This is a genomic window from Nucisporomicrobium flavum (assembly GCF_016464385.1).
GTDB lineage: Bacteria > Actinomycetota > Actinomycetes > Mycobacteriales > Micromonosporaceae > Actinoplanes > Actinoplanes flavus_A.
Window position 1 is genome coordinate 501,974 of record NZ_JADMLH010000001.1, and the last position, 14,542, is coordinate 516,515.

Annotated in this window: 16 protein-coding genes; 9 read left to right on the forward strand and 7 right to left on the reverse strand. The window is 69.1% G+C overall.

What is annotated here, in order from left to right; genetic code table 11:
- The first annotated feature begins 22 nt into the window (after window positions 1-22).
- Window positions 23-829 carry an SAM-dependent methyltransferase gene (locus IT780_RS02395; RefSeq protein ID WP_372443597.1) on the forward strand — a complete coding sequence of 269 codons (807 nt, stop codon included), beginning with the start codon at window positions 23-25 and terminating at the stop codon, window positions 827-829.
- A 3-nt stretch (window positions 830-832) separates the two neighbouring features.
- Here the strand turns inward: IT780_RS02395 and IT780_RS02400 are convergent, their stop codons facing one another.
- The gene (locus IT780_RS02400) at window positions 833-1,297 is read right to left on the reverse strand and encodes a hypothetical protein (protein ID WP_199509679.1); all 465 of its coding nucleotides are present in this window, start codon (window positions 1,295-1,297) and stop codon (window positions 833-835) included.
- Window positions 1,298-1,565: 268 nt separating this feature from the next.
- On the opposite strand from IT780_RS02400, the gene IT780_RS02405 reads away from it, so the two are divergent.
- From IT780_RS02405 to IT780_RS02415, 3 genes are all read left to right on the forward strand, one after another.
- Window positions 1,566-2,357, forward strand: a complete 792-nt coding sequence (locus IT780_RS02405) for an MBL fold metallo-hydrolase (RefSeq protein WP_233412051.1) — start codon at window positions 1,566-1,568, stop codon at window positions 2,355-2,357.
- Window positions 2,358-2,485: 128 nt separating this feature from the next.
- Window positions 2,486-2,872: a MarR family winged helix-turn-helix transcriptional regulator gene (locus IT780_RS02410; protein ID WP_199509681.1), complete on the forward strand. Its 387-nt coding sequence runs from the start codon at window positions 2,486-2,488 to the stop codon at window positions 2,870-2,872.
- Window positions 2,869-3,276, forward strand: coding sequence for a carboxymuconolactone decarboxylase family protein (locus tag IT780_RS02415; protein ID WP_199509682.1), 408 nt, complete (start codon window positions 2,869-2,871; stop codon window positions 3,274-3,276). The genes IT780_RS02410 and IT780_RS02415 overlap by 4 nt, the downstream gene beginning before the upstream one ends.
- Window positions 3,277-3,346: 70 nt before the next feature.
- Here IT780_RS02415 and IT780_RS02420 read toward each other — a convergent pair whose 3' ends face one another.
- Complete coding sequence (locus IT780_RS02420) at window positions 3,347-3,751, reverse strand: NUDIX domain-containing protein (protein ID WP_199509683.1); 405 nt, start codon at window positions 3,749-3,751, stop codon at window positions 3,347-3,349.
- A 1,211-nt stretch (window positions 3,752-4,962) separates the two neighbouring features.
- Here IT780_RS02420 and IT780_RS02425 point away from each other — a divergent pair.
- Entirely contained in the window at window positions 4,963-5,478 is a 516-nt protein-coding gene (locus tag IT780_RS02425; protein WP_199509684.1) for a helix-turn-helix transcriptional regulator, read from the forward strand.
- 9 nt (window positions 5,479-5,487) lie between these two features.
- Here the strand turns inward: IT780_RS02425 and IT780_RS02430 are convergent, their stop codons facing one another.
- From IT780_RS02430 to IT780_RS02440, 3 genes are all read right to left on the reverse strand, one after another.
- On the reverse strand, window positions 5,488-6,501 hold the full coding sequence (locus tag IT780_RS02430; protein WP_199509685.1) for a hypothetical protein: 1,014 nt from the start codon (window positions 6,499-6,501) through the stop codon (window positions 5,488-5,490).
- A gap of 193 nt (window positions 6,502-6,694) precedes the next feature.
- On the reverse strand, window positions 6,695-7,570 hold the full coding sequence (locus tag IT780_RS02435) for a choice-of-anchor Z repeating domain-containing protein (protein ID WP_199509686.1): 876 nt from the start codon (window positions 7,568-7,570) through the stop codon (window positions 6,695-6,697).
- Between the two features lie 5 nt (window positions 7,571-7,575).
- On the reverse strand, window positions 7,576-9,120 hold the full coding sequence (locus tag IT780_RS02440; RefSeq protein ID WP_199509687.1) for an ROK family transcriptional regulator: 1,545 nt from the start codon (window positions 9,118-9,120) through the stop codon (window positions 7,576-7,578).
- Window positions 9,121-9,479: 359 nt separating this feature from the next.
- Here IT780_RS02440 and IT780_RS02445 point away from each other — a divergent pair, with 359 nt between their 5' ends.
- On the forward strand, window positions 9,480-11,042 hold the full coding sequence (locus tag IT780_RS02445; protein ID WP_199509688.1) for a carbon-nitrogen hydrolase family protein: 1,563 nt from the start codon (window positions 9,480-9,482) through the stop codon (window positions 11,040-11,042).
- Window positions 11,043-11,076: 34 nt separating this feature from the next.
- Here the strand turns inward: IT780_RS02445 and IT780_RS02450 are convergent, their stop codons facing one another.
- Window positions 11,077-11,634 (reverse strand): HD domain-containing protein, encoded by a 558-nt coding sequence (locus IT780_RS02450; protein WP_199509689.1) that lies wholly within the window; start codon window positions 11,632-11,634, stop codon window positions 11,077-11,079.
- Between the two features lie 227 nt (window positions 11,635-11,861).
- On the opposite strand from IT780_RS02450, the gene IT780_RS02455 reads away from it, so the two are divergent.
- From IT780_RS02455 to IT780_RS02465, 3 genes are all read left to right on the forward strand, one after another.
- Entirely contained in the window at window positions 11,862-12,413 is a 552-nt protein-coding gene (locus tag IT780_RS02455; protein WP_199509690.1) for a hypothetical protein, read from the forward strand.
- A gap of 184 nt (window positions 12,414-12,597) precedes the next feature.
- Entirely contained in the window at window positions 12,598-12,915 is a 318-nt protein-coding gene (locus IT780_RS02460; protein WP_199509691.1) for a hypothetical protein, read from the forward strand.
- A gap of 37 nt (window positions 12,916-12,952) precedes the next feature.
- A complete protein-coding gene (locus IT780_RS02465) occupies window positions 12,953-14,122 on the forward strand; it encodes a CaiB/BaiF CoA transferase family protein (protein WP_199509692.1) in 1,170 nt (389 codons plus the stop codon).
- Here IT780_RS02465 and IT780_RS02470 read toward each other — a convergent pair.
- Window positions 14,040-14,519 carry a Crp/Fnr family transcriptional regulator gene (locus tag IT780_RS02470; RefSeq protein ID WP_199509693.1) on the reverse strand — a complete coding sequence of 160 codons (480 nt, stop codon included), beginning with the start codon at window positions 14,517-14,519 and terminating at the stop codon, window positions 14,040-14,042. The two genes, IT780_RS02465 and IT780_RS02470, sit on opposite strands and share 83 nt — an antisense overlap.
- Window positions 14,520-14,542: the final 23 nt, after the last annotated feature.

Consider the following 14,542-nt stretch of genomic DNA (forward strand, 5'->3'; position numbering starts at 1 on the left):
ACATCGATTCACAGGGGTGAGGATCGTGACGGGTTCCGAACTGCCGGCCACGCTGAACACCGAGGTCGCGCACTCCGCGCGGCTGTGGAACTACCTGCTGGGCGGCAAGGACAACTTCGCCGCCGACCGGGAGGCCGCCGAGTACGCGCTCGCGCTCATGCCCGAGCTCGTGCAGTCGGCGCGGGCCAACCGGGAATTCCTCGGCCGGGCCGTGCGGCACCTGGCCGGCGAGGCCGGCATCCGGCAGTTCCTCGACATCGGTACGGGCCTGCCGACCGCGAACAACACGCACGAGGTGGCGCAGGGCACCGCCCCGGACAGCCGGATCGTGTACGTCGACAACGACCCCATGGTCCTGGTGCACGCCCGGGCGTTGCTGACCAGCACCCCCGAGGGCGCGACCGACTACGTGGACGCCGACGCGCGTGACGTGGAGCGGATCCTCGATCAGGCCGCGGCGACGCTGGACTTCACCGAGCCTGTCGCGATCATGCTGCTCGGGATCGTGAACTTCCTCGTCGACGACGAGCAGGCGCACGCGGTGGTGCGGCGGCTGCTGGCGGCGGTCCCGCCGGGCAGCTACCTGGTGATGTCGCACCCGACCGAGGAGGTCAACGGCCCCGCGGTCCGCGAGTCGATGCGCCAGTGGAACGCGAGCGGCGCCGCGCCGATCGCGGCCCGGAGCCCGAAGCAGATCGCCGCCTTCTTCGACGGCCTGGAGCTGCTCGAGCCCGGGATCGTCACGTGTACGGCGTGGCGGCCCGACCCCCGGCACCCCGGCATCACCGACCAGGTCTCCGAGTACGCCGGCGTGGGCCGCAAACCGTGACCGTCAGGCGCGGCGTACGACCATGACCATGACCGGGTACGGCCCGGCGGCCTTCTCGGCGGTGGCGTACTCGGCGGGGATGATGTTGTCCATCCCCACCCGCAGGTTGTCGGCGTCGGTGCCGTCGAGGCGGATCCGCCACCCCCAGCCGCCGCCGTAGTCGCCGGTGAACTCGAACGTCGCGTCCCCGGCCGGCCCGCCGGGCAGCGACATCGTGACGGGCTTCTGGTGCCACGAGTCACCCCAGACGGCCACGAGCGAGCCGTCCTCGCCGGCCGACGCGACGACGATCAGGCCGTCCTGCGGCCCGTCGGCGGGGTGCACCCAGGTGTACGCGACGAGGGTCAGGTGCCCGCCGGCGGCCGTCGTCACGATCACCGTCGCGGGCGCCTCGGCGAGCGGGTCACCCGGCATCAGGCGGAAGCCGTTGGTGCCCGTCCAGGACCCGGCGAAGTCGGAGAGGATCATCGGGCCACCGTAGGCGGTCGGCGATCCGCGCTCAACGACAACCCGCCGGTCGCCAACCCAGGAGTCTGCCGATCTTGACCGCGACATCGACAGGAGTTGGCCGGCCTCTACAGCGATCCCGGCAGCGTGTGAGCGCCAGCCAAGTGCTCTTGGCTCAGATGTTCTTGACTCGGATGGTCTTGGGTCGTACGGTTTCGGCATGGTCATCTCACCTTCCTCGTACTGGACAGGCCCGCTGCCCGAGGCGACTCCGCCGGCGGACATGGCGATGTACCGTCTGCCCACCGGCACATACACGACGCGAGCGGTGTTCGCCGTGACCGGAGGGTCCGTACGGGACAAGCGGGATTTCGCGGCCACCGCCGTGCTGATCTCCCACCCGAAGGGCGACCTGCTCATCGACGCCGGGTTCGGCGCTCACGTGGCGGAGCACATCAAGATGCTGGCGCGCATGGAGCGTGCTCCCTACCAGCTCGGCCGCACCGCCGCGCAGCAACTCGATGCGGCCGGCTATGACCGGTCCCGGCTGTTGGGCGTGCTCGTCACGCACGTTCACTGGGATCACGTCAGCGGCCTGGACTCCCTGCCACGGGTGCCGGTGTGGATCAACGAAGCCGAGCTCCGCTACGGCGCCGACGACTCGCACGGCACGGTGTTCCGCGCGGTGTCGCAAGGCCTGGAGCTCCGGGAGTACACCTTCGACGGCCCGGAGTATCTGGGCTTTCCGGCGAGCTTCGACTTCTACGGAGACGGCTCAGTGATCGTGGCCCTCGCCGCGGGGCACACTTCGGGTTCCGTCGTCGTGTTCGTCACGCTGCCCACCGGAAAGCGGTATGCGTTCATCGGCGACCTCACCTGGCAGATGGATGGCATCTCCCGTGGCGCGCAACGCCCGTGGTTGATGCGCCGGGTCGCCGATGTCGACGCCAAGACCGTCCGGGCCGGCCTGCAGCGCAGCATCGCCCTCAGCCGTGTGTTGCAGGTCGTTCCGGCCCACGATGTCGCCGCCTACGACAGCATCCCGCTCCTACCGTCCCGGTTCCCGAGCGTGACACTGTGACCATGCCTGCCTCACCCGCCTCGAGCCGCCCCGATCCGACGACCGACGACGAGGCACCGCAGCACCCCACGCTGGGACCGGGGCCCGACTCCGAGCTGACGTGGCTGCTCCACCGGGCGGCCCAGCGGATGCACGCACTCGTCGGCGCGGAAGCGGAACGCCATGGCCTGACACTGCGCGACCACATCGTCCTCAGTGCTCTGCACAAGACCGCCGATCTCACCCAGGTCGAACTCGGGCAAGCCCTCGGCATGGACAAGACGACTCTCACCGCGGAGATCGACCGGCTCGAGCGCAGGGAACTCGTCTCACGGCGCGTCAACCCGCGAGACCGGCGGGCCCGCATCATCGCCATCACCCCGAAGGGCGACGCGACGCGGGCGGCGATCGCGGCCGGCACCGAAGCTCGTGAGGCCGACGCGGTCCGGCCCATCCCGGCGGCCGAGGTCGCACAGCTGCGACGGGCCCTCTATCTCATCATCGGCTCGGCCGAAGACCCGGGATCGTGCATATGAACGCTTCCGACACCATGGCCGGCCGCATCGCCGCCGGCCGCGCCGTGTACGCCCGCAACCTCGGCGTCCCGGAGGACGAAGCCCAGCGCATGCTTCAGGCGCGAGCCGGCGCACAATACGCCCGGGAGGCCTTCCTCGCGGCCGGCGGACCCGGCTGGTCCGGAACGGACCTGACCGACCGCGACCGCAGCATCGCCGTCATCGCCGCCCTCGTCGGCCATCACGTCGTCGATGCCCGGCTGACCCCCTATCTGAACGCCGCACGCGCCGCCGGTGTCACGGAAGAGGGCCTGGCCGAGTTGATGGTGCTGCTGACCGCCTACCTCGGCCAGCCGGCGGCATCGGCCGCCATGGCCGCCGCCCTGAGCACGGCGCCACGGCCCGGCGCGGTCACCACCGACTGATGCCGGGCCGGTTCCCCCGACTGACGTGCGTGCACACCTGCAAGATCAGGTCGAAAGAGCTTCGTGTGGTTCAGGCGTGGGTGCCTCGCATCGCTTCCATCACCGCCGTGCGTACGGGTTCGTGGGTGAGCGGAGGTAACTCCTCGGGCCGGAACCAGCGGATCTCGTCGTGTTCCTCGGGGGCGGCGTTTGCCGGTGTTCCCTCCCACTGCTTGACGATCCAGGCGCTGAAGTGCACGGCTTCCTCTCCGCGGCCTACCTGCAGCCGGCACAGGTGGGTCGCCGAGCCCCGCTCGATCTGCACGCCCAGCTCCTCGTGGAGCTCCCTGGCGAGCGCATCCAGTTCGCTCTCACCCGGCTCCATGTGCCCACCGCCCAGGCCCCACATGTCCGGATAGACATGGCGGTCCGGACTTCGGTGCACGAGCAAGACCTGACCCTCGCGAACCAACGCCTCCGTGACGATCTGAATCATGGGCGGGATTGTGGCATGACCATCCGACAAGAACGTCCACGACAGCTTCGGTGACCGTTGGCGCTCCGGCTCGGGTTCGGTATGTCGGCCCTCGATGCTGGCGTGAAGCGGTACCCACCGCTGCGCATGGATGCCGAACTCGCCCTCGGGACCGGCTGAACCCTACCGGCCAGGTGGCCGGGTCCAGCGGGACGTGTCCCAGAACGGGAGACATCTCGGGTTGATCCCCTCGACCAGGAGGTCTCGGCTGACGGCCGCCGTCGCGCTCGGCGCGGCCGTCGTCTGGGTCCTCGGCGCGACGCCACCGGCGTCCGCGCGCCCCGGCCGGCACACCATCAGCGGCAGCAAGCCGCGGTGGATCGGCCAGGCCCGGCAGGCGCTCCGGCCGCCGCGAGCACCATCCACTTCGGCCTGCTGCTCGCCATGCGGGACCGTGCCGGCACCCGACGGCAGGAAGATGCCGTACGTCGTCTGCGGCTACGAACCCAGGCAGTACCAATCGGCGTACGGGGTGACCCGGTAGCTCCGGCGGGACTGGACGGCCGCGGCGTCACGGTAGCGATCACCGACGCGTACGCCTCCCCCACGATCCTGCGCGACGTCCAGACGTACAGCCGCAGGCACGGGGTGGGCGGAGACGATCGACGACCACGTCACCGACGACATCGACCTGCTCGGCGAGGCCGTCGTGGAGTTCTACGAGCAGTTCTCCCTCGAGGCGGCGCTCACCGGCATCACGTTCTTCTCGGCCGCACCGTCCCACCGATGAGTGTCCGCCGGGCGGGCCCGCACGGCCCCGCCCGGCGCCATCGCCCGCCCTTCAGCTGCCGCCACTCATGACGCCCACGACCCAGTTCGCGATCGCTCCGACCAGAACGGGCGAAACGCCGACGAGCCAACTAAGAATTCTCCCTCGCATTCTGCGCGAGGCCGGCGCCGGCTGACCTTCGCCGTTCTGGATCGGCCCATGAGACTCATCGGCGCTGTCCCGATCCGACGATTCCTTGTCAATGCTGAGACGGGCTTCCACTATCACCCTGACCATCCGCATTCGATGTCATTCCCTCCCGTGCGGCACCCGACGGATCCAGTCTGGAGTGCCATCCGGGCCGGCCTGACGATGCTGGACCCGGGGTCACGGAAGATGTCACTGTAGGATGCGATCTGACAACTCGTGACAGCCGATGACATCGCGAACCGTGGGGTCCAGCATGGCCGAACTGCCGATGCCTGACATTCCCGACGGCAATCTTCGCGATCTGATAGCCGAGCTGCACAGCCTGCACGCGCGCGCCGGCTGGCCGAGCGTGCGGGACATGGCCAAGGGCCAGCCGTTCTCGTACCACGTGGTGCACGAACTCTTCACGACCTGCAGAACGGAAAGGCCGAGCCTGCCGGTGCTCCTGTCGGTGGTGGCGACCCTGGCGGCGCGAGATCCGCGGTCGGATCCGGATCGTGTCCTGGACAAGTTCGATCGTCTTTGGCAGGCGGCGAAGAACGTCGAGCAGGAGATCGATCAGAAGCGCCCCGCCGATCTTCTCACCTTCCGGGAGAGGCAGATCCTGGAGCTGTTGATGCTCGGCGCATCGACCCAGCAGATCGCCACGCAACTGATGATGGGAATCAGGACGACCGAGACGTGCGTGGGGCGGATCTACCGCAAGTTCGAGGTTCATTCGCGCGACGAACTCCTCGCAAAGGCCGAGGAATTGAAGCTGCGCGAGTAACCCTCTTGGTCACTCGCAGTATTTCTTGTTCGCCGCTTCGGCGATGTCGTTTGCCTTCTTGGTCAAGGCGGCCGCCTGGCGCTCGTACGACTTCCCGGATGCACGCCATCCCGCGATCTTGCGCGCTGCCGCCTGCAGGGTATCTGCCACCTGGCCCGCATCGGGAGCGTTCGCAGGGGCGAATCCCGGAAGCCCGGACGCCGCATCCTTGTATGCGGACAGGTCAGCTTCGAGCTTGTCGGCGGCACCGTCCACATCACCGATGGCGGTGGAGAGGTCGCTGACATCGGTGGCGATGTCATAGCCGCTGTTGGCCACGTCATAGGCCGAATTCTGTGCGTCGTAGGCCGTGTTGCAGGCGTCGTACGGGTCACTCTGCCGCCCGGCCGCGGCGGCGTACTTCTTGGTCTCGGCGAGGTGGTCCTCGGCCTCCCTGAGGTGCGTCTCGAAGTTCTCGAAAGACGGTGGCTTCGTCAGCGCCTCCTCAAGGGTGGAACGGTCGGTCGCGACGGTATCGGCCGCAGAAGTTATCTCAGCCTGCTGGCTGCGGAGGCGATCGGCTTCCTGCTCGTCGGCAGCGACCTGTGCTTGCCGGGTGGCGTTCGCATCGGCGCCGGCATGCAGGGCCGCAACATCGCTGTTGTAGTCGCCGACCGTTCCGGGGCGCAGTTCCACCGCCGCGACTGTGCCGTCGTCCTGCGGGATCTGCAGGGTCATGGCGGACTCGGTGAGCGTGCCGGCGATCGTGGTGACAGCACCGAAGCCGAGGGGAAAGGACAGCGTCATCGCGTGTTCCTGCACGGTGCCGGTGAACGCGAGGTGTTCCGGCTTCACGTCGGTTTCGCCTGCGCCGCCGATGGAGGCCTCGTCGAGCGTGCCCGTCAGGGCGTGATCCGCTCTCGTCATCTGGATCATGAACGCCGAGGTGGAGGTCTTACCCACCCACGCCTTCGCATCGTTGCCGGCGCTCCCCGTCGGTTTGCCGCACGCCGATATGGTGAGGAGTGCGAGTGAAAGCACCAATGGGCCACGGTGCCACCATGCCGGCTGGGAACTGATCAACTGACTGACTCCGGACTTCCGGGCGCGTTCGGCGGGTGAGGCACTGAGGACATCACCGCGCGGCGGGTGCCACCATCGGGAGAATCGGCAGAGTCGGCCGAGGGCTCAGCGGCAGCGGAGAGCCGGCAACGCCGGCACACCAGCGCATCGACGGTCAACTGGGGGTGTCGTGGACATCGAGGAGCACCCGGTTCGACGGTCCGCCGCCCGGTTCCGGGTTCATCACCATCACTTCGAGGGCCCCGGTCTGGGCCAGGTCACCGGTGTCCAGGGCGATGCTGATCTCTGTAGGACCGACATAGGTCATCGTACGTGCGACCGCCTCGCCGGGCCGGCCGGGCACTCGGACCTGAGTGACGGAACTGGGCAGGAATCCTTGCCCCTGCAGGACGACGTTCATGTGGTGGGAGCCGACCGGCACCCGGTTCGGCTCCACCCCGACGATGATCGGCTGAGGATTTGCGGCCTTGTCCCTCCGCTCGTCATCGCCGTATCCCTCGGCCGTACGGAACATGGTCTCGAAGATTTCGCGTAGCTTGTCCGTGGCCTGTTTGGAGAACAGCCCGACGAGAGCGGCGAGCGCGGCGATGCCGTACGGGTTGATGCTGTCGCTGGACACCTGCGCCGACAGCAGACCGCCGCGCACTGCGAAGTAGAACGAGATCGCCAGCGCCGCCCCGATGAACAGCCGCAGCAGGTACCACCAGATCCAGCTACGGTGCAGGCGCCGATTGCCGACATAGGTGGCGAACGACGTCGCGGCGTGGACGAAACTGCCCAGGGCACTGGCGATCATCACGAGCGCCAGCAGGGCGCTGTCCGCTGTGAACGTCACGGTCAGTGCGGAGCCGAGCAGTGACACCCGCTGCGGGACGGCTCCTCGCTGCTGGGTCTGCTCGAGGACCGGCCAGAGGCGCATGAGCAGGAACATCAGCGCGGCGCCGCCCGCGGCCAGGGCCACCCCCAGAACCATGACGCCCATGCGGCCGATCAGGTCGTCATCGCCGGAATCGTCCTGGGAGCGGGCCACGGCCCCTACCGTTCGTCCCGGCCGAGCCGCAACAGTGCGATAGCCGCGGCTGCCCGCGCGCCCGCCTCGTCAGAGGACACTTTGGTCACCAGAGTGCACTTGCTTCCCGCGTTGGAGAAGGCGTGCCCCGTGCTGGCTTCACGCAGCGCCGACATGAAGTATCTCGCCGACGCGAAGCGGGATTCGGCAATCATCTCGCCGGGACCGTAGATGACAATCTGCTCGGGGTTGACGAGGTTGAGCACGGCCAGCAGACCCTGGCCGAGAGCCCGTCCGGCGCGGGTGAAGCCGTCAACCGCGTTGCGTTTGCCTTTCTCGGCCAGCTCGGAGGCGCTCGCCAGGCTTTTGGCATCCGGGTCGCGCATCCGTTCGCTGATCCGGCCGGCTCCCGTCACCGTCTCCAGGCAGTCCTCGCGGCCGCAGTGGCACGGGTCGCCGCCCTCCGACTGGACGGTCAGGTGCCCGATCTCCCCGGCTGAACCAGCAGATCCACGGACAAGGTGGTTGTCGACCACAATCCCACAGCCGACGCCTTCGTCGAGGAGGACCGTTGCAGTGCAGCTCAGGCCGCTGTGCGAGCCGAACGCGTGCTCGTACTCGGCCAGCGCGTTGGCATCGTTCTCGACGACCGCAGGCAGGCGGGCCTCGTCGGCAAGTCGGCGACCGAGGGCATCGATCCACTGTGCCTGCTGGTGATTGGGCGCGGAGACCACTTCGCCCTCCGCGGATACGTGCCCGCCGATCGTCACGCCGAGACCCACCCCGTCGAGGCCCCCGTCGATCTCGGGTGTACTGCTGACCAGTTCGCCGACGAAGTCGACGAGCTCAGCGCGGGCCTCCGGTCCGGCCAAGGGGCGCGACAGCCGCCGCTGGCGACTCGCGAGGATCTTCAGGTCCCGGTCGATGACGATGCCCACCAGTCGTTCCGGCTGGATGGTGATGCCCAGCGCGAAGTGCAGTCTGATGGACGCGGCCGACGCGACCGGCGGCTCTGTCCGTGGCGCCTGCGTCGGTGCCGGAAGATTCGCTGTCTTGAGGTACTGGCGTCCGCGTGGAGTCACGTCCCACACGTTCGTCCGCCACTCCCTACGCCGCCAGACGACGCCGGCAGCCACCAGCCTGCGACCGATCCGGCTGATCTCGGTCTCGTCGACGTGCAGCTCCGAGGCGAGATCACGGTTGGACAGGCCTGGCCGTCCGGCGACGGCCACCAGGAATCGCGCGGCGTGGCTGTCGGGAGTCAGGCTCAGCTGAAGGTTGGACGGCAGACGCCGGAGGGCCCAATGGGTCACGTCGATGAGACCGAGGATGCGTCCCCGGTGCTCCGCAGCAACGGCGCGGTCGCCGTCCATCGCGGGAAACCGGCGGCAGAGCCATTGGAGACCGTCTTGCGCCGCCTGCAGGGCGGGTCCGTCGGCGGCCAGGGACGCGTCGTTCACCAGCATCCCCAGTGCGTTGTAATGACCTTGAGTCGGCTGATCCACGGTGTCCATCTCGTCGGTCACCCGGCGGATCTCGGTCACACGGCTACGCGCGCTGGATCTCTCCATCTCGGCGCTCCCTAGGTCGAGCGGCAGGGCATGACTTAGACGATGCCGGTCGTGTCAAGTGACTGTCAAGCGATGCGCGCGTGCATGAAGTGACAGCCTTCTTACACAGATTTCAGGCCGATCATCGTGGCGGCCGATCCGGACGATGGAGTAACGGCAGTTCAGGCGGCTGCCGATCATTGATGCTCCGCACGCGGCCACACCGACACATATCCGGTGTGGCACCTTACCCGCCACATCCCTGAACCGATAGCAACATGCCGGAAACCGGATTATTGCACGCAGACTCCGGCGCGAGGAGAAGGCGCGTCGCGTTAGCATCGCATACCCCGATCCTCATTCTTGGTCAGCGTGATGTCATGATTTCTCACCGGAACTTCTCGACTGATGATCTGCGCGAGCTGTCGACCGATCCAGCTCACCTCTTCATGCAGCTCTACGATCTCCTTCCGGAGGACGTGTTTCTTCACGGCGATGCGATGGAGTGGCTTGCCGATCCGGACGCACGCCGCCGTGCGGCGAGGATCGGGGACGAGGTCCTGGCGCACGGCCTGGCGGATCACCAGCTGCTGGCCGGGATCGCGGCGGAGAACCACGGCTGGCTCGGGGCCCGCGGAATCTTCGTCCTCCTGCGCGGACTGGACGACGCGCTGTGGTATGTGAATCCATTCAACCCGATCATTGATCGTGGCGGGCTGGATTGGCTGTCGACCAGATACCTCACCACGGGACGGCTGAACGACGATCAGCAGATTCCTGGCGCTCTCCTGCCGCGGTGCGCTTTCCCCGGCGAGCCGCGCGGCCGGGGGCACAAAGCCGATCATTTCGCCGTCCACCGGGTGCCACCGGAGTATCTGCGGGCCAAGCTCAACTATGCCCGGGTGGGGAACGAGAATGATCCGTGTTTCCTGCCCGAGCAAGAAGTGAAGATCGCTTGCGCGCCGTTCCTCCGCGACTTCGCGGAACTGCGGATAACGTACGGTCACAACAACGGTGTGGCCAAATACCGGCTGGCCCCCATGGATGCTGCAGAGATCAACGGCAGAGGCATCCGGGAACGTATGGCCTGCGTCCTGCGCAAGATGGACCGGGCAGGCGCCCAGATCGGTGTCCTGCCGGAGGGCTGCCTGTCGAAGGACATGCTCGAGACGTGGCGGGACGTGGCGACGGGCACGGCGTCGAAGGATTCGTCGGTCACACCGCTGCGCTGGCTGATTCTCGGAAGCGGCCCGGTCGACGGCGGCGACCCTCCGCACAACCGCGCCGTCCTCATCGACCGGCGGCTGGGCGACACGTTGCTGATCCACGACAAACTTGAGCGCTTCACGCTCGACCAGGAACAGGTGCGGACCTGGAAGCTGCCCCCACCTCCGGCCGCGCTTCCGCTTCTGGAGGACATCTCGTGCGGGTCCAAGCTCTCTGTGCTGGAGTCCAGCCTCGGGCGCCTTGCGATCCTCATCTGCCAGGACCTGACCGCCGTCAGCGGCTGGGAGCGCGAGGGCGCCTCGATCGGCTTGTCACACCTGTTCGTGCCGGTGTTCTCCAAACCCATCCGGCGGTACCGGTGGGAGCACAATGCAGCCGCCGATCTCGCCAACCACCACGGCACCTGGGTCGTGGTGTCCAACAGCCTGACCGTGGCGAACGCGATGGCCGCACCGCCGCGCGCCCGCTGGTACACCTGTCTGGTGCTCGGCCCCAACAACGCGAGCCGTGAGTTCTACGCGCTCAAGGAACAGTTCGGCCGCGCCACCAACGCCCACGAGCTTGCGTTCACCACCAAGGCAAGGCGGCGGGTCCTGCCGACCGTTCACGCGGCGGCCGTGCGCGCGGCATGGTTCACCTGGGCCGAGAAGCCCGCCGATGCGAGCGGGCGATCCACGCCACCGCAGGCATCCCGGTACGACTCGGCCTCGGAATGACCTACGGCGAAACCGCAATGAAAGGTCGTAAGGCTCAAGCGGCGAGCGCCAGGCGGCTCTCCATGCGAAACGCGACCGCCGACAGGTACGGGTACCGCACGTGGTCCACCTTGACGTTCCACGACTCCGGCCCGTGCCGCCGCAGCATCTCGTCGTGCCGGGCCGTCGGGGTGACCCGGTCCCCGCACGGCCCGACCGTCTGGTCGGCGTACGTCAGCGCGTCCGACAGCAGGTCCTCCGCGAACGGGTACGCAGCCAGCCGCTCCCCCAGCCCGCGCGCCGCAGCGACGAACCGGGCGCCCGAGTGGTGGGCGACCTGCGCGGCCACCGTCAGCGGCCAGCCGTGCGCCGCGAGGTGGTCTGCTCCGTCGAGAGGGTGGAAGCCGGTGACCACCGTCGGTCCGGCGTAGCCGATGTCGTGGAGCCAGGCTGCCGCGACGAGGATGTCCGGGTCGAGGTCGAGCGCGGACGCCAGCTCGGCGGCTCGGGTCGCGACGCCCTCGGTGTGCCGCCGGCGGTCGGGCAGCGGTGCGAGGAGGTCGAGGGCGATCTCTCGTGCCGCGGTCACGAAGGCCCTGGTCCGTACGCTCATGGCTGGATCGTCGCCGGTGAAGGTGAACGGCAGGCGACGGGGATCTTGCAGTGGCCTGAACGCGGCCGGGAGCGGGCCGCGGTGCCCGGGCGGGACGGGACCTTCGGCCCGCGGCAAAGGGGTCGTTGTGCATCTCGAGTCGGCGTCGTGCCCGCCGATCTGTCCTGGTGCACGGGGCGGTAGCGCACCAACCAGGTAGCACACCGCCACAGGAAAGGGGCAGGACAATGCTGAAGTCGCGGAGGATCGCCAGCGTACTGATGGCACTCGTGGGCGCCGGGATGGTCGCCGCGGGTCCGGTCATGGTGTACGAGGGCGTGCACGGGCAGAGCATGATCAAGGACGAGCTGACCGCTCAGAAGATCGAGTTCCCGGCCGACAAGGCGGCGCTCCCGGACGACCTCAAGGGCTACGCCGGCCAGCACGTCACCACCGGTAGCGACGCGAAGGCGTACGCCGATCTGATCGCCACCCACATCGCGAAGGCCACCGGCGGGAAGACGTACTCCGAGGTGTCCGAGGAATGGATCGCCGGCGGCCGCAAGGACGAGCAGCTCGGGCAGACCCGCCAGACCGCCTTCATGGGCGAGACGCTGCGCGGTTCGCTGATGAGCGCCTACCAGGCCGAGCAGGTCACGTGGCTGGTCATCGGCCTCGGCGCGCTGTTCGTCGCGCTCGGCGCGGTGTTCGGTGTGACCGCCTTCAGCATGCGCACCCGCAAGGTCGTGGTGCCCGCCTCTCCCGAGGCGCTGGTCAGCGGACACCTGCCCGTCGGCTGATCTCACCTCGAGGCACCGAGGGCCGCCCCGCCTGGGGCGGCCCTCGGCGCGTTGGAGAGTCCGAAGGGGACGGTGCAGGAGATCGACTTCACAGGCGGTTCCGCTCCTCATCGGACGGACTGCGCCGATAGGGCGGGTGGACACCCCAACGACGGGGTGTCACTCAAGCCCAAGGAGTCTCGCCATGAGCACCCGGGTTCACAACGCCGAGCTTCTCGGCACCGTCCTGCGCAGCCGGATCGCCGCCCTCGGTACCGAGATCCGCCGCACCCAGGCCTTCTCCCCCCTCAAGGTCCACCTGCGCGCGGAGAAGGCCGGCCTGCTGGCCGTCCACGGCGGCGAGGTGCCGGACCATGCGCTGCCCGCCGTACGCGGTGCGGTCGCCCGCCGGCTGGCCACGCTGAGCCAGTCGCTGCGCCGGGCCGACAACCCGCACTTCAAGAAGCAACTGCGTGAGGAGCTCGCCGAGGTGACCGCGCTGGCCGGGGTCCTGGACGCGTAGTTTGCGGCGGGCTCGCACCGGGGTGTGTGCTGGCGGTATGCCTGAGCATGGTCCGCTGGCCGGGGTCCGGGTGGTCGAGCTGGCCGGTCTCGCGCCCGGCCCGTTCGGCTGCATGGTGCTCGCCGACCTCGGCGCCGACGTGGTCTGCGTGCAGCGCCCGGACGAGCAGGTCGTGGCGGCCTCGGTGCGGCGCGGCCGGCGGGTCGTCACGCTCGACCTGCGCGAGGCCGGCGGGGTGGAGCAGCTGCTCGGCCTGGCCGAGCGCGCGGACGTGCTCGTCGAAGGGTTCCGGCCGGGCGTGGCCGAGCGGCTCGGCTTCGGCCCGGACGTGTGCCGGGCCCGCAACCCCCGCCTGGTGTACGCGCGCCTCACCGGCTGGGGGCAGCAGGGCCCGCTCGCGCCCCGGGCCGGGCACGACATCGACTACATCGCGGTCGCGGGAGCCCTGGAACCGCTGGGCCGGGCCGGCCAGCCGCCGCACGCCCCGCTGAACCTGCTCGGCGACTTCGCCGGTGGCGGCATGCTGCTGGCCGTCGGGGTGCTGGCCGCGCTGCTCGAGCGGGCGAGCTCGGGCGCGGGGCAGGTGATCGACGCCGCGATGGTGGACGGGTCGGCGCTGCTCACCGCGTTCCTGCACGGTATGGCCGCCGAGGGACGCTGGCCGGGCGCGCGCGGGACGAACCTGCTGGACGGCGGCGCGCCGTTCTACGACACGTACGCCACCTCGGACGGCGGGTACATGGCGGTGGGCGCTCTGGAGCCGCGCTTCTACGGCGAGCTGCTGGCCGGGCTGGGGCTGGACGGCGACCCGGAGCTGCCCGGCCGGGACGACCCGGCCGCCTGGGACACGCTGCGGCGGCGGTTCGCCGAGCGGTTCGCGCAGCGTACCCGCGACGAGTGGACCGCGGTCTTCGCCGGGACGGACGCCTGCGTCGCGCCGGTGCTGGCCCCGGCCGAGGCGCCCGGGCATCCGCACAACCGGGCGCGGGGCACGTTCGTCACGGTCGGCGGACAGGTCCAGCCGGCGCCGGCGCCGCGGTTCAGCCGGACTCCCGCCGCCAATCCCGTGCCCGCCCGCGACGCCGGCGACCTGGCGGCGGTGCTGCGGGAGTGGGATGACCCGGTCAGAGGTCGTCGTGGTGGTGGCCGAGCCGGCGCTGGCAGTCCTCCAGCCGGCTCCGGGCGGCCTGCAGACGCTCCCCCATGACCTCCAGGAACCGGCTCGTCAGCTCGTACCCGAGGGCGGGGTCCTGCTGGCAGAGGGCGCGCACCAGCGCGCCGTTGAACGTGATCGCATGGGTGGTGGTCACCGCGACCGCGCCGAAATGCCAGCGGTACGGCGGGAACAGCCACGACCAGCCGAGCACCGAGCCGGAGCGCAGCGACTCCAAAACGAAGTTGTCGTAGCCGGGGACCTCGTGGTCGAGGTACACCGAGCCGTCGGTGATCAGCCAGAACTGGTCGGCGGGGGTGCCCTGGCGGAAGATGCGGTTGCCGGCGTGGAACATGGTCCGGCTGGTCAGCGGGGTCAGGCGGGTCAGCTGGTGCTCGGTCAGCCCGGCGAGGAAGGGCTGGTCGGCGAGCATGTCGGCGGTGACGAACACGGCTTCCTCCTGGAGGGTGGGGA